The following is a 21,966-nucleotide window of genomic DNA, read 5'->3' as shown; positions in this document are numbered from 1 at the left end:
CCCAATCCGCGCAAGTCCCGCCCTACACTTGCAGGCATCCCAACCGATGCGAAGCAAGCGTTCACCATGTCCACCGTCGTCACCGCGAAACTGAAGGAACAGTTCGACGCGGGCCTCGAAACCCGCGCCGATTTCACCATCGACCAGCCGCTCGCCCGCTACGGCAAAGCCGACCACGCGGTGTGGCGCCAGCTCCATGCGCGCCAGGCGTCGCTGCTGCGCGGCCGCGCGTGCGACGCGTTCGTCGACGGGCTCGCGCGCATCGGCCTGCCGGCCGATCGCGTGCCGTCGTTCGCCGACGTAAACCGCCGGCTCGAGCCCGCGACCGGCTGGCGCATCGTCGCCGTGCCGGGCCTCGTGCCGGACGCCGTATTCTTCGAGCACCTCGCGAACCGGCGGTTTCCGGTCACCTGGTGGATGCGCCGCCCGGACCAGCTCGATTACCTGCAGGAGCCGGACTGCTTCCACGACCTGTTCGGCCACGTGCCGCTTCTCATCGATCCGGTGTTCGCCGACTACATGCACGCGTACGGCCGCGCGGCGCTCGGCGTCGCCGACGATCCGCGCGCGCTCGCGCTCCTTGCGCGCCTCTATTGGTACACGGTCGAATTCGGCCTGATCCGCGATGCGCGCGGCGAAAACGGGCTGCGAATCTACGGCGCGGGCATCGTGTCGAGCAAGGGCGAGACGCTCTACAGCCTGGAGAGCGCGGCGCCGAACCGGATCGGCTTCGATCTCGAACGCGTGATGCGGACCCGCTATCGAATCGACACGTTCCAGAAGACCTACTTCGTGATCGACGATTTCGCGCAGCTCTTCGCGCTCGCCCACGTCGACGCGCGCATGCTCGCCGCCCGCCTCGCCGACGCGCCCGAGCACGCGGCGGGCGCGGTGCTTGACGGCGATCATGTGCTCACGCGCGGCACGGGCGAAGGCTGGGCAACCGATGAAGACGCCTGACGAACAATTATGAAAGAATGGCCGATACGGCGCGCCGCCGCGCGAACTGGCTCGGCCGCGCCGCCATCGGACGAGGTATGAAAATGATTCACAAGCTCACATCGGAAGAACGCAAGACGCAACTCGAAAGCCTGCCTCACTGGACGGCCGTCCCGGGCCGCGACGCGATCCAGCGCAGTTTTCGCTTCGCCGATTTCAACGAGGCGTTCGGGTTCATGGCGCGCGTGGCGATCAAGGCGCAGGAAATGAATCACCATCCCGAGTGGTTCAACGTCTACAACCGCGTCGACGTCACGCTGTCGACGCACGACGCAGACGGCCTCACCGAACGCGACATCAAGCTCGCGCATTTCATCGAGGAAGTGGGCAAGCACGCAAAGGCTGCGTAATTACCCTGATGGAGATTCGAAAACGGATCGTCAACGTATCGCTTTCAGTAAGCGTTTTCTATGCTGAATGAAGCGAAAGCCTTCAGCCTTCCAAGCCGTTGTTAAGTCGAACGTAAGAGTCCCATGCGTTGCGTGCTTTAGGGTCTAATCCTTCCAGTTGCAGCGCACTTTGGCGCTGTACAATCAGCAACGCATACGGTTTGGAAAGCGCGCTAGCCTCTTCGCAGAGTTCGAGTTCGTCGCCGCTCGACGGCGAGCGGGCCCGCCAGAAATTGATCGCGGCTTCGAGTTCGTGGATCGAAATATCGGACATGATCGAAATGTTCGTTGCTGGCTGTCCTGCTCGTTGCCGGGCATGCGACGTTTTCGTGGAAATGGCGTCGTGCTGTCCCGCGTGCCTGAACCGCCAACCCATTGTACTTGAGCGAATCTCATGCGACTCCTTCTGATCGAAGACGACCGCCCCATCGCACGCGGCATTCAAAGCAGCCTCGAACAAGCGGGCTTCACCGTCGACATGGTTCACGACGGCATCTTTGCCGAGCAGGCGCTCGCGCAAAATCGCCACGAGCTGGTGATCCTCGACCTCGGCCTGCCCGGCATCGACGGCATGACGCTGCTGTCGCGCTTCCGCCAGACCAACCGCCACACGCCCGTCATCGTGCTGACCGCGCGCGACGAGCTGAACGATCGCGTGCAAGGCCTCAACTCGGGCGCCGACGACTACATGCTCAAGCCGTTCGAGCCCGCGGAGCTCGAAGCGCGGATTCGCGCGGTGATGCGCCGCAGCGGCCCGCACAGCGACATGCCGCGCCCGGAAGTGTCGCTCGGCGGCGTGCGCCTGTCGGGCGTCGATCGCCGCATCTTCAACGACGACAAGCCGCTCGAGCTGTCGCCGCGCGAATTCGCGGTGCTCGAAATGCTGCTGCTGCGTCACGGGCGCGTCGTCAGCAAGGCGCAGCTGCAGGATCACCTGACGCACTTCGGCGGCGATCTCGGCGACACCGCGATCGAAGTCTACGTGCACCGGGTGCGCAAAAAGCTCGAGCAGTGCCGTGTCGAGATCGTCACGGTGCGCGGCTTCGGCTATCTGCTGCAGGAGATCCGCCAGACGGCGAGCGTCTGACGGCCTGACGCCGCGCGTGCGGCACGCCGCGGCCGCGCGTGCCGCACGCCCTACCCGCGCCGCTTCGCGAAGCGGCGCTTATCTTTTTCTTTCGCGCGATGTCCCTTGATCCGGCTGTGACCAGCCTGCGCCGCACGCTGTTGCGCCGCCTCGCCGCGCCGCTGTCGATGCTCGCGCTGATGAGCGGCCTCATTGCGTACTGGCTCGCGTGGCAATACACACAGCATGTCGTCGATCGATCGCTCGCCGATCTCGCATCGGCCATCTCGAAACAGATCCAGATCGCCGGCCCCGATGCGCCGTTCACGGTGCCGCCCCTCGCGCAGGCGATGTTCTCCGATCCGACCGAGCAGCTGATCTACCGGATCAGCGACGGCGAGCACGAGCTTGCCGGCGATCCGAAGCTGCCGCTGCAAGGCACGAGCGTGCGCCGGATGCACGTTGCGTACGTGTTCGAGGCCGAATACGAAAACCAGGCGGTGCGCGTGGCGCAAGTGCGCGTCGAGCAGACGGAAAGCGGCAATCCGATGATCGTCGAGGTTGCGCAGCCGGTGCGCTACCGCTACCGGATCGCGGCCGAATTCCTGGTTGCGATCATGATGCCGCTGCTGCTGCTGCTGCTCGCCGGCTGGGGAATCGTGTGGCGCGTCGTCAATCAGCAGCTCGGCCCGCTCACGCATCTCGCCGATTCGCTGAACCGGCAGACCCACACGTCGCTTGAGCCCGTCGACGAAACCGAGGTGCCGCTCGAAATCCGGCCGCTCACGAGCGCGATGAACGCGCTGCTCGGCCGCCTGAAAACCGCGCTCGACGCGCAGCGCAAGTTCATCGCCGACGCCGCGCACCAGTTGCGCACGCCGCTCACCGCGATCAAGCTGCATGCGGAACAAGCGGCCATCGCGCGCGATCCGCAGCAGGCGCTGACCGCGGTGCGCGAGTTGCGCTCGGCGGCAGACCGTGCGGTGCGGCTGTCGAATCAATTGCTGTCGCTCGCGCGCGCGGAGCCCGGCGAACAAGCGGCCCGCTTCGTCGACGTCGATCTCGCCGGCCTCGCGTTCGAAACCGGTGCCGAATGGGTGCCGCGCGCGCTCGCCGCACACGTCGATCTCGGCTTTCAGCGTGGCGACGGCCGCGCCGACGACGAGCCGCTCATCGTGCGCGGCAATCCGGTGCTGCTGCGCGAGGTGATCGCGAACCTGCTCGACAACGCGCTGAAGTACGTGCCGCTCGCGCGGCCGCAAGGCGCGCGGATCACGGTCGACGTGTCGCGAATCGCGCTCGGCGACGGCATGCCCGCGGCCGAGATCGTCGTCGAGGATAACGGCTCCGGCGTGCCGGCGGGACAGCAGGCAGACCTCTTCAAGCGCTTTTTCCGCGGCGACGCGCAAAGCGGCAGCGGCGTCGAGACGGGCGCGGGCCTCGGCCTTGCGATCGTCCACGACATCATCGCGATGCACGGCGGCACGGTGTCGTACTCGGACGCGCCCGAAGGCGGCTCGCGCTTCGTCGTGCAGGTGCCGCTCGCGGACAAACCGTCTGCGCCCGCGCCTCGTCCGTCGGAATCGCCGACCGCTTCGGTCTGACGAAGCTGCTGCTCGTGCGGCCGCGTGCCGCGCGCGAGCGGTTCGACGTGCGGATGCGATGCGCATGATCGAGCGATGCGGCTCGCCGCATGCGCGTCACGTCGTCCCTCGGAAGAATCCGAATGCCCGATTCACGGCCGCGTATGCGGCAATCGAAACGCGCGCCGAAGGAACATTCGCGCGCGACACCGCTGGACGACGCGTTCTCGAACGCACTCGACGACTCGGCCCAACGACGCGCGTCGCCGCCGCCAAACCTCCGCAGCCGCGCGCGAGCCAATTAGTTGGGATCGAAAAATATCGGGACGGCCCGTCTCGATTCGGCCGTCCTATCGAACGAAATCGCGGCGTGCGCCCGCCGTTCGCATCGCATCACCGCGGCGGCGTCACTTCTTCTTTTTCTTATCCTTGTCCTTGCCGCCTTTCTTTGCCTTCTTCTTTTTCTTGCCTTCGTCTTCTTCCGGCGTCGCCAGCAGCGTGCCCCGGCACGACGCCGCGCCGCAACGGCACGCGTATTCGCGCTTGAGCTTCTTCGTCAGGCGCGCATCGATCACGAGGCCGTAGTCGTAGAACAATTCTTCCTGCTCGTCGATGTCGCGCAGCGCATGGATGAACACGCGCCCGCCCACTTCCTCGGCTTCGCAGTTCGGCGCGCACGAATGATTGATCCAGCGCGCGCTGTTGCCGTTGATCTTGCCGTCGATCACGCCGCCCTCTTCGAGCGCGAAGTAGAACGTGTGATTCGGATCGTTCGGGTCGTGCGGATGGCGGCGCAGCGCCTCTTTCCACGAGATCCGCTCGCCCTTGTATTCGACTACGCGCTCTCCCGCCTTGATCGGCGCCGCGGCGAATACGCCCTTGCCGTGAACGCCCGAGCGGCGTACCACGATCCTGCGTGAACTCATCGAACGAATCCTTTGAAGACGACTTGAAACTGAAACGATCGCGCCGCGCATCGCATGTCGCTCGCGCCGCTTCGTCGGCCGCGACGCATGCGGCATTGCATGCCGTGCGTCGGCCGAGTGCGAATCACCCGAATCCTACACGTTCGGGATTGCTTCGTTCAACATCGAACAGCCGCTCGACGCTCGAAACCGCGCGAAATCAGCGGAAATCACGGTGCGCCGCGAATCGGCGAGTGAACCGGCGGGCGCGCTGCCCGCCCATCACTCTCCGATCACTCCCCGATCACTCGCCCACGCCTCGCGCGAATCCGAGTGCGCGCACCAAGCTCAACGCTGGCCGAACGACGCGTCGCCGAACAGCGCCTTGTGCTCGCGCGGCTGCGAACGCCAGTACTGCGGCGGCGCACTGACCGTCGCGCCGAGCTTCGCGGCCGCGTGCCACGGCCAGCGCGGATCATAGAGCATCGCGCGCGCCATCGCGACGAAGTCCGCATCGCCCGCTTCGATTAGGCGATTCGCGTGCTCGGGATCGGAGATGAGGCCGACGGCGACCGTCGGCATGCCGGCCGCGCGCTTGACCGCCTGAGCAAACGGCACCTGATAGCCGGGCGACAGCGGAATCTTCTGCAGCGGCGACACGCCGCCCGACGACACGTCGATCCAGTCGCAGCCGCGCCGCTTCAGCTCGTGCGCGAACGCGATCGTCTCGTCGAGCTCCCAGCCGCCCGGCACCCAGTCGGTCGCGGACACCCGCACGCCAACCGGACGATCGTCCGGAAACGCGGCGCGTACCGCGTCGAACACTTCGAGCGGAAAGCGCATCCGGTTCTCGAGCGAGCCGCCGTACGCATCGGTGCGGCGATTCGCGAGCGGCGACAAAAATTGATGCAGCAGGTAGCCATGCGCCGCGTGCACTTCGAGCGCATCGATGCCGAGACGCGCCGCACGCTTCGCCGATTCGACGAACGCTCGGCGCACGCGTTCGAGCCCGGCCGCATCGAGCGCGAGCGGCGGCGGCTCGTCGTCCCGATGCGGAATCGCGGACGGCGCATGCGGCTGCCAGCCGCCCCGGTCGACGGGAATCAACTGCCCGCCGTTCCACGGCACGTCGCTCGACGCCTTGCGCCCCGCGTGCGAGATCTGCATCGCGACTCGAATCGGCGAATACTTGCGGACCGCCGCGAGCACGGGTTCGAGCGCGGCTTCGGTCGCGTCGCTCCACAAACCGAGATCCGCGGGCGATATGCGGCCATCGGGCTCGACCGCCGTTGCTTCGATGCAGAGGAGCCCCGCCCCGGAGAGCGCGAGATGACCGAGATGGATCATGTGCCATGCGCGCGCCTCGCCGTTTTCGGCGGAGTACTGGCACATCGGCGAAATCACGATGCGATTGGGAAGGGTCACGCCGCGCAGCGTGAACGGAGAAAACAACGCGCTCATGGCAGCCGCTCTCACGTGGGAAGTCGAGCGACCGAGGTTAGCACGCGGCGCGCACGCTTGCCGCGAGCGCCATGACGCGCGGAATGGAACTGGACGGAAACGGTACCGCGATCGGCAGCGCGCCTCGCACCTGCCGCATTCGCTCGGATACGCGCGGCCGAAAACGGCCAAGCGCGGCGGCCCTACAGCCCGACGGAATCGAGCCACTCGCCGAACATCGCACGCGCGGCGCGTTCGAGCGTCGGGCCGAGCTGCGCAGTCTGCTCGCGCAATCGTTTCGCGTCGGTCCCGGGCGTTGCCGCGATCTCGCCCGCATGACCGATCAGCCAGGGCTCGAAGCGGTCCGCGCGGATCTCCGGATGGCATTGAAGCGCGAGTACGTGCGTGCCCCACGAGAAAGCCTGGTTGCGGCACGTCGGCGTCGATGCGAGATGGATCGCGCCCGCCGGCAGGTCGAACGTGTCGCCGTGCCAATGCATCATCGACGTGATCGCGCCGTCGACATGGCGCAGCGGTGACGCGCGCCCCGCGTCCGTCAGCGTGAGCGGCATCCAGCCGAGTTCCTTCGTCGCGGCCGGATACACGCGTGCGCCGAGCGCACGCGCGATCAGCTGCGAACCGAGACAGACACCGAGCGTCGGCAAGCCGGCCTCGATTCGCTTGCCGACGAGCGCCGTGAGCGGCGCCGTCGTCGGATACAGCTCGTCGTCGTACGCGCTGATCGGCCCGCCCAGCATGACGAGCAGCGACGGCTCCAGCGGGTCGAGCGCCTCGACGCGAGAACCGCCGACGTCGACGTACCGCACACGCCGGCCGCGCTCGCCGAGCACCTGCTCGAAACTCCCGAGGTCCTCGAAATGCACGTGGCGAATCGCAACGGCTTCAGCGTTCATCAGCGCCTCCGGCGAGAACAGGCGGCCGCCCGACGCGCATCACGCCTGCGCGAAGAGCTTCCAGGTCTTCTTCTGCGTCAGAGCGTCCGCTTCCTCGTGCACCGCGCAGTCGAGACGCAGGTCGCTGTCCGTCATCGTCAGATCGAGCAGCGAACAACGGTACGTCGGCTTACGCGCCGCTTTGCCCGGCTGGAAGTGCTTGCACGTCACGCACATCCGGTGCGGCGGAATGTCGCCGTTGACCTGCAGTTCGCGCAGCGTTTTCAACAGCGCGCGATACAGCACGCCCTGCTCGTCGCTGCCGAGCGTGCCGACCGCCTTCGACAGAAAGTCGGGCCACTGCAGCGCCTTCTTCGCCGCCGCGCGGCCACGCGCGCTCAAGCGCACCGCGAGCGCGCGGCCGTCGTCCAGCGCGCGACGCTTCTCGACTAGCCCCTTGTACTCGAGCGTGCTCACCGCATCGCTCGTCGTCGCGGCGGTCAATTGCGTTTCGCGCGCAATCTCGCCCAGACGCATCGGCCCCTTGCGTTGGAGCAGCAGCACGAGGATTTCACCTTGCGTCGGCGTCAACCCCGCGCCTTCCGCCCAATCCCATGCCTGGCTCCGCATAGCCGTGCTCAACCGCAACAGGCTGTGGGTCACTCGCCCCGAAGCCTGGTTCCCGTAAACACCTTCGCTCATAGTCTTTTCGCTGTTGCCGGCCGTCTTATGAAGGCGGCCGTTTGTGGGGAGATCAGGTCTCGATCTCTGTCTCAAAAGGGCGCGCCCGGCCGAGCGCACCCGACATGTTCGCCGCGAGGCACACGCCGCGAACCTGCACGCGGTTTCAGCACCCCCGTCGGCGCCGACCACCGCGAAGCCGACATTCTAAGCGAGAGCGGAAAATCGCACAGCTAAGTTATCCCATCAAATCTGTGGATAACGCCTGAATAAGCACAGGAATGAACTGTGTGTCGTTTCTTGACAACTCGGAGCACAGGCTCGCCGAAAAAAATTCCGTCCCCGCGCATCCGCCGGAATTCTTACTCGATCCGCAGCGTTGTCAATGCCACAGGCCTTTGACTTTGCGGCGAAATATCAAGTTATCCACAGAATCGGCCGGCGCTTGTTAACTACTACTACGTTTACATACGTATACGTCGAGGTAAACCTAAACCTGTGCTCGCCGGCTGCGAAGATTTGAAAAACTATTTTTCATTCCCGCCACCGCAGACATTGCTGGCGAACCGTTTCGTTCAGTGATTTTTCCTGCTTGAAAATCGTCCGCAGCCACGACGCGTCGTTCACGCGCGCCTTCGCGAGCGCGCCGATCTCGTCGAGCGCCGCGCGCGAGCCGAGCGCCGCCGCGTGCGGCGCGATGCGCTCGAGCGTGTCGAGGATGTCCTCGGCGATCGTCCGGCGCTCACCCGTCTGCGGATTCACGCAGGTGCCCTCGAGTCCGAAGCGGCACGCCTCGAAGCGGTTGAACGTGTAGACGAGATAGTCGTCCTCCGACAGCTTGAGCGGCCGATCGATCAGCAGATAGCGTGCGAGCGTCTGGATGTAGCACGCGATCGCGGCCGCGCGGTCGACGGACAGCGGCGTGTCCATCACGCGCACCTCGATCGTTCCGTAGCCGGGCTTCGGGCGGATGTCCCAGTAGAAATCCTTCATGCTGTTGACGACGCCCGTGTTCACCATCTTCGTGAAGTACTCCTCGAAGCCTTGCCAGGTGAGCACGAACGGCGCGCGGCCCGACAGCGGGAACGCGAACACGGAATTCAGGCGTGCAGAATGAAATCCGGTGTCGACGTTCTGCACGTACGGCGACGACGCCGAAAGCGCGATGAAGTGCGGAATGAAGCGCGACATCGAATGCAGCAGGAACAGCGCGCTGTCGGCGTCCGGACAGCCGATGTGCACGTGCTGGCCGAACACCGTGAACTGCTTCGCAAGATAGCCGTACAGTTCGGAGATGTACTGGAAGCGCGGCGCATCGAAGATCTGCCGCTCGCTCCATTGCTGGAACGCGTGCGTGCCGCCGCCGCAGAGACCGACGTTCAACTGGTCGGCCGCGCTGACGAGCGTGTCGCGGATCGCGTGCAGTTCGCCCAATGCCTGATCGTGCGTTCGGCATATGCCCGTCGACAGCTCGATCATGCTTTCGGTGATCTCCGGCGTGATGTTGCCGGGAAATTTCGCATCCTTGATGAGCCGCATCAGGTCGGACGACGCTTTAGTCAGATCGTAGTTGTGCGTATTGACGATCTGGATTTCGAGCTCGATGCCGAACGTGAACGGTTCGGAATTGACAAAGGTTTCGAGTGCCATGGCGTGGTTCCGGATAACGGGACGGGAAGCGTCGAACGCGCGGATCAGGTGGCGTCACGCCGTTCGCCGACGGCCGACAGGCTGCGATAGACGACAAGCGGCCCGATCAGTTGCAGCACGACGATCGAGCACATGATGACCGCGCGCAGGCGCGGATCGAAATTCGGGTAAAGCTGGTAGGTATCGTCGACGAGCAGATACGCGAGCGCCGACATCGGCACGAGCGAGAAGCCGAGCGCAACGCCCTGCTTGACGCCGAGGCCGCTCGGCTTCGCGAACGCGAGCACGCCGACGAGCTTCGCGACGAAGCGCGTCGCAATCAGCGCGCCCGCGACGAGTCCGCCCGCGACGATGTCCTGCCATGCGAACGACGTGAGCGTCAGCACGAACAGGATCACGGTGAGCAGCCACCCGGCCGTGCCGAAGTGCTCCGGCCAGAGCTGCGGGCGCGCCTCGAGGTTCTTCACGATGATGCCGGCGAGCAAGAGCGTGAGCATCGTCGACAATTTGAGCACCTGCGCAACCGCGATCGCCAGCACGACGAGACCGAACAGCGCGACGAACGAATGCTCGTCGCGCATCGTCGCGGCGACGTGCCTGAACAGATAATTGCATGCACGAGCGAACAGATACGCGACGATGAACGAGCCGGCGAGCAGATAGATCGGCTGCAGGATCGTCGCGAACACGTTGCCGTACGCTTCCTGATGCAGCCAGCTCGTGACGAGCTTCGTCAGCACGACTGCGTAGACGCTGTTGAGCGCGGAGAGCGTGATGAGCCGCTGCGACACCTGCCCTTCCGCGCGCAATTCGGTCTTCAGCTGGATCACCATCGCGGGCGACGTCGAGATCGCGATCGCCGCGAGCACGAGCGCGATCATCCCCGGCACCTTGAGAAGCAGCAGCACCGCGAGCACGAGTACGAACGTGAGCGTCGCCTCGGCGAGACTCGACGCGATGAGCCACGGATTGCGGCGAATCCAGCGCAAGTCGAGCCGGCTGCCGAGTTCGAACAGCAGCAGCCCGAGCGCGACGTTGACGAGGAGCCGCGACGTGTCGTCGGTGCTCGCATCGATCACGCCGAAGCCGAACGAGCCTGCGATGAGGCCGATCACCGCGTAGCCGGTGATGCGCGGCAGGCGCCATGCGCGATAGCAGAGCTCGCCGCAGAGGCCTGCTGCGAAGAGCGCGAAGCCGGCCCAGAAGATCGCATCCGGGGCGAGCGGCCAGTTGGGTAGAAACGAGAACGCTGACTTCATCGTGGTGACTTCTCCTTTGGAAGGCAACCTCCGGCGACGCGGATCGAGCGAGTCGAGCGAATGATGCGCGCTGGATGAGTGGTTGCCCCGTCGTTCGTTGTTCTGTACGACCGCTAGGACATGGGGTAAGCCCGCGTCGCTGAAAAGGGTGCGACGGTCAGTCGGGCCTGCAGCCGATCTGGGTCGGCCTGGCGTGTGCGAATGGGCAGCGCGATCTCAAATCCTCAGATCCGAATTCGAGCCGACCGTTCCGTTGATGCAAGCATGGCGCCGTGCCATGACGTGCGTGAAGGAGACCGATTGTGCCACAGCTATTACGGTCCGAACCGAAATCGGGCAAACGGTTGGCCGACCGCAGGAGGCTAGCGTCTTTATCCTGAGGTAAACCTGTATACATACATAGTAAGAGTTAACAAAGCGCCCGTTTTTCTGTGGACAACCAGCGTTTACGTCGACAGATCAGGAACTTGCGGTGCGCATAACCGAATGCACAGCCTGTTTGTCCGCACAGAGTTTCGATGATCAACTTTTTCGGGTCTGTGCGGTGGCGCGTAGTTACCCCGTTTACGTCCACATCGGTTGCACAGTGAACGAGCGGGGAATTCGCTTGGTTATCCACAGGGTTGCGTGGATAACCGGCTCGCGTTTCTGTGGCGAGGTCGAGAAATTTCTTCGGCCGCACGTCGCGCAAAAGCGCTCGGTTGTCCAGATAGTGAGCCGGTTTCGATGAGTCAGTCGGCGCGCCCGTGACGCAATGCGCGCACGAGGAAGCGAGCCGGGTCGATCGCTTCGGCGAGCTCGCGTTCGAGCGGCCACGGCTCTCCTTCGATCTGCGCGGCGATCAGCTCGGCGCCGAGCGAGGCCCAGACGAGCCCGCGCGAGCCATAGCCAAATGCGCCGTACAGGCCAGCCGCGCGCGGCACGTCGCGCAGCCTCGCGCCGGTGAGCGCAGCCGCATTGCGCGCGGCCGCCGTTTCGTCGGGCAGCTCGCCGACGAGCGGCAGCCGGTCGCTCGCGACGCAGCGAAAGCCGACGCGCCCCGCAAGCGTGCGCGCGTCGAGCGTCGTCGCGGAAAAAGCGGGCAGCAGCCGCTCGAGCCGTTCGAGGTTTTCGCGATGGCCCGCTTCGCGCAGCGCCGTGTCGGCATCGTCCGGCTCGTACGTCGCGCCCGTCAGCGTGACGCCGTCGGCGAGCGGCACGACGTAGCCGTCGCCGATCACGGGCAGCGGCACGGCGGGCGCGCTGCCCGGCGGCAGCAGCGTCAACTGGCCGCGCACGCGCTGCGTCGGTGCGTGCCGAAGGCCCGCGACGCGCGCGGCGTCGGCCGCGTTCGCGACGACGACGACGCTCGCCTGTGCAAGCGTCGCGCCCGATGCGTCGAGCGCGCGCCAGCGGCCGTCGCCGCCGCGCTCGAGCCGCGCGACTTCGACGCCGGCGATGCGCACGAGCCGTTCGCCGGCCGCCGCGCACTGCGCGGCCGCGAGCGCGGCGGGGCTGATCGAGCCGCCTTGCGGAAACCACCAGCCACCGTGCGCGACCTCGGTTTGCAGCAGCGCTCGCGTTTGGTCGCGCGACAGCGCCGCCGCGAGCTCCGCCGGCACGCCGAGCGCATCGATGGTGTCGCGCATCCGCTCGAATTCGTCGTCCGACGTCGCGAGCTGCACGAGGCCCCGCGTGCTGCGCGCGAACGCGTGTCCGGCGCGCTCGAGCGCGCGCCAGCGTCCGAGCGCATGCAGAAAACCGGCGCGCGACAGTCGGGACGCGAGGTTGTCGTCGCGCGCGATCATCGGATGGAACACGCCGGCGGGATTGCCGGACGCCTCGCTCGCAATCCGTTCGCGCCGCTCGACGAGCGTCACGTGCCAGCCGCGCGCCGCAAGCCGTTCGACGACCGCGCATCCCGCGAGCCCCGCGCCGATCACGAGCGCATCGCGCGTGCCGACGTCGAGCGCGCGCGGCGGCTCATGGCGCCGCACGCGCCAGCGCGGCGCGAATTCGCCGACGAGCATCGCGCGCTTGCCCGCGAAGCCTTCAACTTTCCGACACGCGAACCCCGCTTCGTCTAGCGCGCGCTTGACTGCGCCCGAGCTCGTGTACGTCGCGAACGTCGCATGGTCGTCGGCGAGTTTCGCGAGCGATTTGAAGATCGCGGGCGACCATAGATCCGCGTTCTTCGTCGGCGCGAAGCCGTCGAGATAGAACGCGTTTGCGCGCAGCACGAGATTCGGCAGCACGTCGAGCGCGTCGCCGAACGCGAGCGTGAGCGTTACGCGGGCGCCGTCGAATTCGAGGCGATGCACGCCTGGCGTCAGCGCGGGCCACGCGTTCGCGAGTTCGTCGACGAGCGGCTCAATGGTTGTATATGCAACGATATGCGCGGCGGCGCGACGCAGATCGTCGCGCGCGAACGGGTGCTTTTCGACCGACACGAAGTGAAGCCGCTCGCAGCGAGACGGGTCCGCGCGCCACGCGGCCCACGTCGCGAGAAAGTTGCAGCCGGTGCCGAATCCTGTCTCGAAAATCGTGAAAGTTTGCTCGTGCTGCCAGCGCTTCGGCAGGTCGTTGCCGCGGATGAACACATGGTCGGCCTGAGCAAGCGCGCCGGCCGCGCTATGGTAGATGTCGCCGTAGAGCGGCGAGACGACGGTGCCGTCTTCGCGGAAGACGAGCGTCGCCGGAACGATTCGATCGGGCATGCGAAACAAAAAAGAAGGCGGCGAAATTGCGGCGAACCGCCGCGTGAGCCCCGTCCCGCCTGGCGTTGGCAAAATCCAACGAAACCACGCGCGGGCTTCGGCCGGGCAGCGGCGAAGCCGGTTGGCGCGACTCGAAACCCGCGCGGAACGCGTCTAACTCGACAAAATTCGCTCGAAAATCTTTGAAACCCTTGTCGTTATTGGGTTTGCGCTGCGCTATCATAGCAAGCGCCGTATCGCGGAGCTGCCAGGAGGCAAACCCGGCGGTGCGTTGCGCGGCGCAATACTTTGCGCTGTGCCGTTGCCACACACTATAGACGGCACGGTTCGCGCACGTATAATCGGCGCGTTCGCGCTGTTCGTGTCAACCTAACCTGGAAAGGAACCTTAATGAACAAACAGGAACTGATCGACGCCGTCGCCGCCCAGACGGGCGCCAGCAAGGCTCAAACCGGCGAAACGCTGGACACGCTCCTCGAAGTGATCAAGAAGTCTGTGTCGAAAGGCGACTCAGTTCAACTGATCGGCTTCGGCAGCTTCGGCTCGGGCAAGCGCGCAGCGCGCACCGGCCGCAATCCCAAGACGGGCGAGACCATCAAGATCCCGGCAGCCAAGACGGTTAAGTTCACGGCGGGCAAGGCGTTCAAGGACGCAGTGAACAAGCGCTGAAACGAGCTTTCGCGAACGAAAAACCCGCTGGTTCCAGCGGGTTTTTTCTTTTGTGCGCGGCTTTTTTGCCGCGCCGCATTGTCTTTTTCAATCTTTGACGATCAGTGGCGGTGGACGATTTCGGCGTCGTCGCCGTGATCGTGATCGTGGTCATGGGCGTGGTCATGATCGTCGACGTCCCACGCCGGGAACGGGTCCGCGTAGCTTGCCCACGCATCCTTGCCTTGCGCGCATTCGGCGTCGGTGAGCAGGCACGCATCGAACTTCGCGCGCCACGCGGGCGCATCCAGCCCGACGCCGATCATCACGAGTTCCTGTCGGCGATCGCCGATCGACGTATCGGCGAGGTCGCCGTGCCAGTCGGCAACGATCTCGTCGTACAGTTCGTCGCCCTGTTCCGGCCATTCGGCGCGGTCCTGCGCCGCCCACCAGTGCCCGGCCGGACCGTGCCGGCACACCCCGCCCGCCTGCGACAGCGAGCCGGCGATGTCGTTGCGCGTCGCGAGCCAGAAGAAGCCCTTGCTGCGCAGCACGCCCTTCCACTCTTCGTGCAGCAGCGTCCACAGCCGCTCCGGATGGAACGGCCGGCGCGCGCGATAGACGAAGTGGCCGATGCCGTATTCGTCGGCTTCGCCATGCACGTGCCCATTGCCTTGGCCGTGCTCGTCTTCGTCGTCGTCATGCCGATGCTCGAGCGACGCGAGCCAGCCGGGCGCGCTCGCGGCTGCGTCGAAATCGAAGAGTTTCGTGTCGATCACGTCGACGAGCGGCACGTCGCCGAAGCGGCTCACGATCTGCCGCGCGCGCGGATTCAGGTTCGCGAGGATGCGCTGCAGGCGCGCGAGCGCGTCGGCGTCAACGAGATCCGCCTTGTTGATGACGAGCACGTCGCAAAATTCGATCTGCTCGATCAGCAGCTCGACGAGCGTGCGGTCGTCCTCGTCGGTCGCGGCGAGGCCGCGTTCCGCGAGCGCGTCGTCGCGGGCGTAGTCGCGCAGGAAGTTGAACGCGTCGACGACGGTGACCATCGTGTCGAGGCGCGCGACGTCCTCGAGCGTCGAGCCGTCGTCGTCGACGAACGTGAAGGTCTCGGCGATCGGCATCGGCTCGGCGATGCCGGTCGATTCGATCAGGATCGCATCGAAGCGGTTTTCGGCCGCGAGGCGGCGGATCTCGACGAGCAAATCGTCGCGCAGCGTGCAGCAGATGCAGCCGTTCGACATTTCGACGAGGCGTTCCTCGACGTGCGACAGTTCGGCCGCGTCGCGCACGAGCGTCGCATCGACGTTGACGGCGGCGAGATCGTTGACGATCACGGCGACCTTCAGGCCGGCGCGATTCGCGAGGATGTGATTGAGCAGCGTGGTCTTGCCGGCGCCGAGGAAGCCGGACAGCACGGTGACGGGCAACGGCTGATTCATTGCGGTGCGCACCAACGAAAGAAGCGGGAGCGGCCGCCGCGCCCCGAAAAACGGGGCGGCACCGGCGGGCGACCGGCGCCGACGGGCGGCGGGAAAGCCGCATTGTGCATCAAATATAGATAGCCGGCCGCGCGCGGCGGCAAGGCGGCGGCGATTTCATGATGCGTGAAGCGCGAGCGAAACGGGCGGAAATTCTTGCATGCGATGCGATCGCGAGGCGGCTGGCGCGGCGTTGGGCTTGCTCGGGCGCGGCTTGGCTGCGGATTGCCGGGCCGTTCGTTCGGCCGCGTGCTCAGCGCTGCGCGTTCTGCGTATCCCGCGCGCTAGGCGCGGGCATCAGCTTCCATCGAACCAGAATGTCGGCGATTTGCCTCGCGTACTTGTCGCGCAGCGAAGGCGATTCCGAATGGTAGGCGCCCACCGCTTGCCAGGTGTTGCCGTACTTGTCCATCTTGCGGCGCAGATGCCATGCGGCGATATAGACGTTCTTGCAAGGCTCCATCAGCGTGCCCTTCGTGATTCCGTAGCGGGACAGCGTCGGCAGATGGATCGAGTTGATCTGCATGAGGCCGTAATCGATTGAGCCGTTCGTGTTCTTGTTGAGCGCGTCCGGGCGGTTATGCGATTCCTGCCACGCGATCGCGCGCAGGATCAGCGGATTCACCTTCTGATACTTCGCGGCTTCGTCGTAACAGTCGGCGCGTGCGGGTGCGCTGGCGAACCATGCGCCGGCGGCAAACATCGCGACAAGAACGAACCGATTGATCATTGAAGGAGAAGAAATAGCTTAGTTGAGCTTGCTGATTTTGCCGCAAACCTACCCACACGTTTCTGACAGGGCAATCCTAGCATACCCGCGGATCGTTGCAGTGCCATGTCGATCGTTCGGATAACCGCCCTCTTCTTCGCCTTTCCGGCTGCGAGTCGAGTTGAAAAACTTCCGTCGCCTTTCCGGTACATGCTCTTAAATCTCGCTTGATGTGAAAATGGGATATCAATATCACATTATTAGTGGCTTGAAGAAAGCTATCGGATATTAATTGACGCGTGCTTGCCAAGCCAAGCCTTCTTGAGTTTAGTGGCTTGCTGAAATTGGTAGGGAATTCGCAAAAAGTCTATCTTTGAAAAGATGATCGAGGCTGAAGGAGGCTGAGATTTTTAAGTTGGAGAATTCTAATTGTCTCTCTATTTTGATCGAAATTATGCCGATAAATTGAGGTCAAGTAATAATGGCGCTTCGATCTCGAACGCCCAAGAAAGTCGGCTTTTTACAGCGCCAGTCAAGGCTGCCGCCTCAATTGTTCACGAGTGAAATGCGGTGATGAAACCGAAGTGGCATGGATAGATGGCGGAGGAAAAACGCGATCATGTTTGTTTATGCTGAAGGCGGAATTTTAATTAAATGGAGAAGGGTTGAATTCATGGGGCGAAGCAAGGATATTTTGAACGAAAGCTCTGCGAAGATTGTCTCTGAGATTTCTAGGGTTATCGTGGTAGATAGGGTGGGTGGAAATATCGATGTATTCACTAATAACCGGGAAGCAAGATGCGGAGGATATATGGTGTCAAATTCCAATTTCCGAGATGGGTGCGGCCAAATGGCATGGAAACGAATATCCTCGTTATTCAGCCCGAAGTAGACGGGACATCGGATTTCGAGTGCGCAGGCGTGGCCAAGGCAACGATCGTCCGAGAGTAAAGGCGAATCTGCGGAGGTATGTGCCGCATCGCTTGCGATATGGCGTATATCTCAAGTAGGTAAATCAACGGTAGACGGATTCAAAAGAGGGATTCGAGTGGCGCTGGAGCCGCAACCCTCTGGGCATAATGGCCCTGCGTTTTGCGGTAAAAGGACCAACGATACCGTAGCCTGGCGAGCTGTAACAAAATGGAGCGGGCGGATGTCGTAACGCGTCTTCTGCTTCGGCGTGTCGCGGCTCAAGCGAGATTTTTTGCAGGCGGCGTAGTTTGTGGTCTTACTCGGTCGTGCCGGACCCGCCATGTACGGTTAGTAGCACACGCAATGACAACGTCCGGGCGTCGCACGTGACGCAACCTTATGCGCGTCACGTACGAAAATAGTGTCGGCTCTTACTGGTCACGCGCCGACGCCATGTGCGATAGTGTTGCAACGAACGGACAAGTGGCTTGCAGTCGATGATTGTTTCATCTCTTTGCTCGCCGATCCGGGAAGTTGCATGGGAGTGAAGATTGGGCTGGGGAAAACCCGCACGCGCTTTTCCGTCGGAGGCGCTTGCGCCGACCGTATCATACCGACAGCCACGCTGCCACCGCTATGTATGTTCTTGCATGCCGTTCGGCCGGGCCGGCTGCTCGGCAGGGCATTGATTAAATCCGTTTTCGCTTCCAATCGAACCAGTGAGGGAAGGCTTACATGTCGCATACGTCGAACTGAAATCCGTGTTGGAAATGAGTCGGTCCTGGGCTCTATGTGATATTTCGGACATGAAAAGCTGTTAATGTCCAAGCTTTCGCCATTGAATTTCAGCAATACCATCGGACACGGCCGCCGCCGGCATCGATCCATTACTCCATGACAAGAACTCGCTTTGCTTTGCGGCGCGTCGCAACGGCGCTCGTCGTCGCCGGAATTGTCGTCGCGCAGGCCGCTCACGCTCAGGTCACGCTCAATTTCGTCAATGCGGACATCGACCAGGTCGCGAAGGCGATCGGCGCCGCGACGGGCAAGACGATCATCGTCGACCCGCGCGTCAAGGGGCAGCTGAACCTGGTCGCCGAACGCTCCGTGCCGGAAGATCAGGCGCTGAAGACGCTGCAGTCCGCGCTTCGGATGCAAGGTTTCGCGCTCGTCCAGGATCACGGCGTCCTGAAAGTCGTGCCGGAAGCCGACGCGAAACTGCAGGGCGTGCCGACTTACATCGGCAACACGCCGCAGGCGCGCGGCGACCAGGTCGTCACGCAGGTGTTCGAGCTGCATAATGAATCGGCCAACAACCTGCTTCCGGTGCTGCGCCCGCTGATCTCGCCGAACAACACGATCACCGCGTATCCGGCCAACAACACGATCGTCGTCACCGATTACGCGGACAACGTGCGCCGGATCGCGCGGATCATCGCGGGCGTCGACAGCGCGGCGGGCTCGCAGGTCGCCGTCGTGCCGCTCAGGAACGCGAACGCGATCGACATCGCCGCGCAGCTGACGAAGCTGCTCGATCCGGGCGCGATCGGCAACACCGACGCGACGCTCAAGGTCACCGTGCAGGCCGATCCGCGGACCAACGCGCTGCTTTTGCGCGCGTCGAACGCGCAGCGCCTCGCCGCGGCGAAGAAAATCGCGCAGCAGCTCGACGCGCCGAGCGGCGTGCCGGGCAACATGCACGTCGTGCCGCTGCGCAACGCCGATGCGGTGAAGCTCGCGAAGACGTTGCGCGGAATGCTCGGCAAGGGCGGCGGCGAAAGCGGCTCGTCGGCGAGCTCGAACGATGCGAATGCGTTCAATCAGGGCGGCTCGCAGAGCGGCTCGAGCTTCTCGACGGGCACCTCGGGCACGCCGCCGCTGCCGTCGGGATTGTCGTCGTCGGGCTCGTCGGGCGGCACCGGCGGCACGATGGGCGGCGGCGGTCTAGGCACGGGCGGCCTCCTCGGCGGCGACAAGGACAAGAGCGACGAGAACCAGCCGGGCGGCATGATCCAGGCCGACGCGGCGACGAACTCGCTCATCATCACCGCGTCGGACCCGGTGTACCGGAATCTGCGGGCGGTCATCGATCAACTCGATGCGCGCCGCGCTCAGGTCTACATCGAGGCGCTGATCGTCGAACTGAACTCGAATACGGCCGGCAACCTCGGGATTCAGTGGCAGGTCGCGAACAATGCCCTCTATGCGGGCACCAATCTGGCGAGCACGGCGGGCAGTGTGGCCGCCAACAGCATCACCAATCTGACGGCCAACGCGACGAACCCGCTTAACGTGCTGAATGCGCTCACGCCGGGACTCAACATCGGCTGGCTGCACGACATGTTCGGCGTCAAGGGGCTCGGCGGGCTGCTACAGTACTTCGCGGGCGTGAGCGATGCGAACGTGCTGTCGACACCTAACCTGGTCACGCTCGACAACGAGGAAGCGAAGATCGTTGTGGGCCAGAACGTGCCGATCGCGACGGGCTCGTACTCGAATTTGACGAGCGGGACGTCGAACTCCGCGTTCAACACGTATGACCGTCGCGACGTCGGCCTCACGCTGCATGTGAAGCCGCAGATCACCGATGGCGGGATTCTCAAGCTGCAGCTCTATACCGAGGATTCGTCGGTCGTCAGCGGCACGACGAACACGACGACGAACCCGGCCGGCCCGACGTTCAACAAGCGCTCGCTTCAGTCGACGGTGCTTGCCGACAACGGCGAGATCATCGTGCTGGGCGGCTTGATGCAGGACAACTACCAGGTGTCGAACCAGAAGGTGCCGCTGCTGGGCGACATCCCGTGGATTGGCCAACTGTTCCGTTCCGAGACGAAGCAACGCCAGAAAACGAACCTGATGGTGTTCCTGCGCCCCGTGATCATTTCCGACCGCGAGACTGCGCAGGCGGTGACGTCCAATCGCTACGACTACATCCAGGGCGTGACGGGGGCGTACAAGTCGGACAACAACATCATGCGCGACAAGGACGACCCGATCGTTCCGCCGATGCCGCTCGGCCCGAGCCAAGGCGGCTCGCCCTCGATGAACCTGTTCGACATCGACAAGATGCGGCGTCAGCAAGCCGCCCCGCCCGCGCCCGCCAGCGCGCCGGCGGCGGCGAGCGACATGGGCGCCGCGTCGCCGGGAGCCCGTCCGTGACGCAGGCGCTCGCGCAAGGTATCCAGGACCAGCCGACGGGCAACGCGCCGTCGCCGCTCGCCGCGCGGCTCTTGCCGTACGGCTTCGCGAAGGCCGGCCAGATCCTGATCGCGCACCAGCACGCGGACACGCTCGAAGTGTGGATCAGCGAGCGCACGAGCCCGGCCGCGCTCGCCGAGGTGGCGCGCAACTTCGGCGCGATCTCCTTGCGGCGCGTGCCGGCCGACGAGCTCGCGCAGGCGATCAACCAGGCGTACGCGCGCCAGGACGGCAGCGCCGCGCAGATCGTCGGCGAGGTCGAGGGCGAAGTCGACCTGTCACGGCTGATGCAGGACATCCCCGAGGTGGAGGATCTGCTCGAGTCCGAAGACGACGCGCCGATCATACGGATGATCAACGCGCTCCTCACGCAAGCGGCGCGCGAGCAGGCGTCGGATATCCACATCGAGCCGTTCGAGAACGCGTCGGTCGTGCGCTTTCGAGTCGACGGCACGCTGCGCGACGTCGTGCGCCCGAAGAAGGCGCTGCACGGCGCGCTCATTTCGCGGATCAAGATCATGGCGCAGCTCGACATCGCCGAGAAGCGCCTGCCGCAGGACGGCCGCATCACGCTGCGCGTCGGCGGCCGGCCCGTCGACGTGCGGGTGTCGACGCTGCCGACCGGGCACGGCGAGCGCGCGGTGCTGCGTCTGCTCGAAAAGGACGCGCAGCGCCTGAATCTCGAAGCGCTCGGGATGGGCCGCGACACGCTCGGCCAGTTCGACAAGCTGATCTCGCGCCCGCACGGCATCGTGCTCGTCACAGGCCCGACCGGCTCGGGCAAGACGACGACGCTGTACGCGTCGATGTCGCGCCTCGAGACCGCGACGACCAACATCATGACGGTCGAAGATCCGATCGAATACGATCTCGCCGGCATCGGCCAGACGCAGGTGAACGAGCGCATCGGGATGACGTTCGCGCGCGCGCTGCGCTCGATCCTGCGTCAGGACCCGGACATCATCATGATCGGCGAAATCCGCGACCTCGAAACCGCGCAGATCGCCGTGCAGGCGTCGCTGACGGGCCACCTGGTGCTCGCGACGCTGCACACGAACGACGCGGCGTCGGCCGTCACGCGTCTCACCGACATGGGCGTCGAGCCGTACCTGCTCGCGTCGTCGCTGCTCGGCGTGCTCGCGCAGCGGCTCGTGCGCCAGCTCTGCCCGGTGTGCAAGGAGGAGCGGCACGAGGACGGCCGCACGATCTGGCATCCGGTCGGCTGCGACAAGTGCGGGCATTCGGGCTACACGGGGCGTCGCGGCGTCTACGAGCTGCTCGTCGTCGACGACGCGATCCGCTCGCTGATCCATCGCAACGCCGCGGACGCCGAGATTCTCGCGACCGGCCGCGCGAACGGAATGCGCACGTTGCGCGACGACGCCGAGCGCTGGCTCGCGGCGGGCGCGACGTCGCTCGAGGAAGTGCTGCGCGTGACGGGAGGCGCATAGCGT

18 protein-coding genes are annotated in these 21,966 nt (G+C 64.6%); 8 read left to right on the top strand and 10 right to left on the bottom strand.

Going from position 1 to position 21,966, the window contains the following annotated elements; translation table 11 throughout:
- Positions 1–66: 66 nt before the first annotated feature.
- The gene (phhA, locus tag WT60_RS00520; RefSeq protein WP_059645303.1) at positions 67–960 is read left to right on the top strand and encodes a phenylalanine 4-monooxygenase; all 894 of its coding nucleotides are present in this window, start codon (positions 67–69) and stop codon (positions 958–960) included.
- An 83-nt stretch (positions 961–1,043) separates the two neighbouring features.
- On the top strand, positions 1,044–1,349 hold the full coding sequence (locus tag WT60_RS00515; RefSeq protein ID WP_038750241.1) for a 4a-hydroxytetrahydrobiopterin dehydratase: 306 nt from the start codon (positions 1,044–1,046) through the stop codon (positions 1,347–1,349).
- Positions 1,350–1,431: 82 nt separating this feature from the next.
- On the opposite strand, the gene WT60_RS00510 is transcribed toward WT60_RS00515, so the two are convergent.
- Entirely contained in the window at positions 1,432–1,662 is a 231-nt protein-coding gene (locus WT60_RS00510; protein WP_038750108.1) for a DUF3717 domain-containing protein, read from the bottom strand.
- A 120-nt stretch (positions 1,663–1,782) separates the two neighbouring features.
- On the opposite strand from WT60_RS00510, the gene WT60_RS00505 reads away from it, so the two are divergent.
- Together WT60_RS00505 and WT60_RS00500 are read left to right on the top strand one after the other, a co-directional pair.
- On the top strand, positions 1,783–2,475 hold the full coding sequence (locus tag WT60_RS00505; protein WP_004195796.1) for a response regulator transcription factor: 693 nt from the start codon (positions 1,783–1,785) through the stop codon (positions 2,473–2,475).
- Positions 2,476–2,591: 116 nt separating this feature from the next.
- A complete protein-coding gene (locus WT60_RS00500) occupies positions 2,592–4,058 on the top strand; it encodes a sensor histidine kinase (protein WP_059577916.1) in 1,467 nt (488 codons plus the stop codon).
- Positions 4,059–4,444: 386 nt separating this feature from the next.
- Here WT60_RS00500 and WT60_RS00495 read toward each other — a convergent pair whose 3' ends face one another.
- From WT60_RS00495 to WT60_RS00475, 4 genes are all read right to left on the bottom strand, one after another.
- Complete coding sequence (locus tag WT60_RS00495; RefSeq protein ID WP_038750102.1) at positions 4,445–4,963, bottom strand: SET domain-containing protein-lysine N-methyltransferase; 519 nt, start codon at positions 4,961–4,963, stop codon at positions 4,445–4,447.
- A 327-nt stretch (positions 4,964–5,290) separates the two neighbouring features.
- Complete coding sequence (locus WT60_RS00485; RefSeq protein ID WP_059577912.1) at positions 5,291–6,403, bottom strand: NADH:flavin oxidoreductase/NADH oxidase; 1,113 nt, start codon at positions 6,401–6,403, stop codon at positions 5,291–5,293.
- Positions 6,404–6,585: 182 nt separating this feature from the next.
- Complete coding sequence (locus WT60_RS00480; protein WP_038750096.1) at positions 6,586–7,296, bottom strand: glutamine amidotransferase; 711 nt, start codon at positions 7,294–7,296, stop codon at positions 6,586–6,588.
- A 39-nt stretch (positions 7,297–7,335) separates the two neighbouring features.
- Complete coding sequence (locus tag WT60_RS00475) at positions 7,336–7,977, bottom strand: helix-turn-helix domain-containing protein (protein ID WP_060356253.1); 642 nt, start codon at positions 7,975–7,977, stop codon at positions 7,336–7,338.
- Between WT60_RS00475 and WT60_RS00470 the strand changes: the two genes are divergently transcribed.
- On the top strand, positions 7,930–8,193 hold the full coding sequence (locus WT60_RS00470) for a diguanylate cyclase (protein WP_081989731.1): 264 nt from the start codon (positions 7,930–7,932) through the stop codon (positions 8,191–8,193). The two genes, WT60_RS00475 and WT60_RS00470, sit on opposite strands and share 48 nt — an antisense overlap.
- Positions 8,194–8,490: 297 nt before the next feature.
- Here WT60_RS00470 and WT60_RS00465 read toward each other — a convergent pair whose 3' ends face one another.
- The 3 genes from WT60_RS00465 to mnmC form a co-directional block, all read right to left on the bottom strand.
- On the bottom strand, positions 8,491–9,606 hold the full coding sequence (locus WT60_RS00465; RefSeq protein ID WP_038750091.1) for a YbdK family carboxylate-amine ligase: 1,116 nt from the start codon (positions 9,604–9,606) through the stop codon (positions 8,491–8,493).
- 44 nt (positions 9,607–9,650) lie between these two features.
- Complete coding sequence (locus tag WT60_RS00460) at positions 9,651–10,865, bottom strand: cation:proton antiporter (protein WP_038750088.1); 1,215 nt, start codon at positions 10,863–10,865, stop codon at positions 9,651–9,653.
- A gap of 731 nt (positions 10,866–11,596) precedes the next feature.
- Positions 11,597–13,561 carry a bifunctional tRNA (5-methylaminomethyl-2-thiouridine)(34)-methyltransferase MnmD/FAD-dependent 5-carboxymethylaminomethyl-2-thiouridine(34) oxidoreductase MnmC gene (gene mnmC, locus WT60_RS00445; protein WP_038750085.1) on the bottom strand — a complete coding sequence of 655 codons (1,965 nt, stop codon included), beginning with the start codon at positions 13,559–13,561 and terminating at the stop codon, positions 11,597–11,599.
- A gap of 390 nt (positions 13,562–13,951) precedes the next feature.
- Between mnmC and WT60_RS00440 the strand changes: the two genes are divergently transcribed.
- Positions 13,952–14,230: an HU family DNA-binding protein gene (locus tag WT60_RS00440; protein WP_010100512.1), complete on the top strand. Its 279-nt coding sequence runs from the start codon at positions 13,952–13,954 to the stop codon at positions 14,228–14,230.
- A 101-nt stretch (positions 14,231–14,331) separates the two neighbouring features.
- Here WT60_RS00440 and WT60_RS00435 read toward each other — a convergent pair whose 3' ends face one another.
- Complete coding sequence (locus WT60_RS00435; RefSeq protein WP_060356252.1) at positions 14,332–15,651, bottom strand: GTP-binding protein; 1,320 nt, start codon at positions 15,649–15,651, stop codon at positions 14,332–14,334.
- A 292-nt stretch (positions 15,652–15,943) separates the two neighbouring features.
- Positions 15,944–16,420: a lytic transglycosylase domain-containing protein gene (locus WT60_RS00430; RefSeq protein ID WP_038750079.1), complete on the bottom strand. Its 477-nt coding sequence runs from the start codon at positions 16,418–16,420 to the stop codon at positions 15,944–15,946.
- Positions 16,421–18,205: 1,785 nt separating this feature from the next.
- Here WT60_RS00430 and gspD point away from each other — a divergent pair.
- A complete protein-coding gene (gene gspD, locus WT60_RS00425; RefSeq protein ID WP_038750077.1) occupies positions 18,206–20,473 on the top strand; it encodes a type II secretion system secretin GspD in 2,268 nt (755 codons plus the stop codon).
- The gene (gene gspE, locus WT60_RS00420) at positions 20,470–21,963 is read left to right on the top strand and encodes a type II secretion system ATPase GspE (protein ID WP_052145111.1); all 1,494 of its coding nucleotides are present in this window, start codon (positions 20,470–20,472) and stop codon (positions 21,961–21,963) included. The genes gspD and gspE overlap by 4 nt, the downstream gene beginning before the upstream one ends.
- Positions 21,964–21,966: the final 3 nt, after the last annotated feature.

This window comes from Burkholderia sp. MSMB617WGS (assembly GCF_001532025.2).
In the GTDB taxonomy this organism is placed as follows: Bacteria; Pseudomonadota; Gammaproteobacteria; order Burkholderiales; family Burkholderiaceae; genus Burkholderia; species Burkholderia savannae.
Note: the sequence above shows the minus strand (reverse complement) of the source record. Positions and strands in the feature narration are given on the sequence as shown.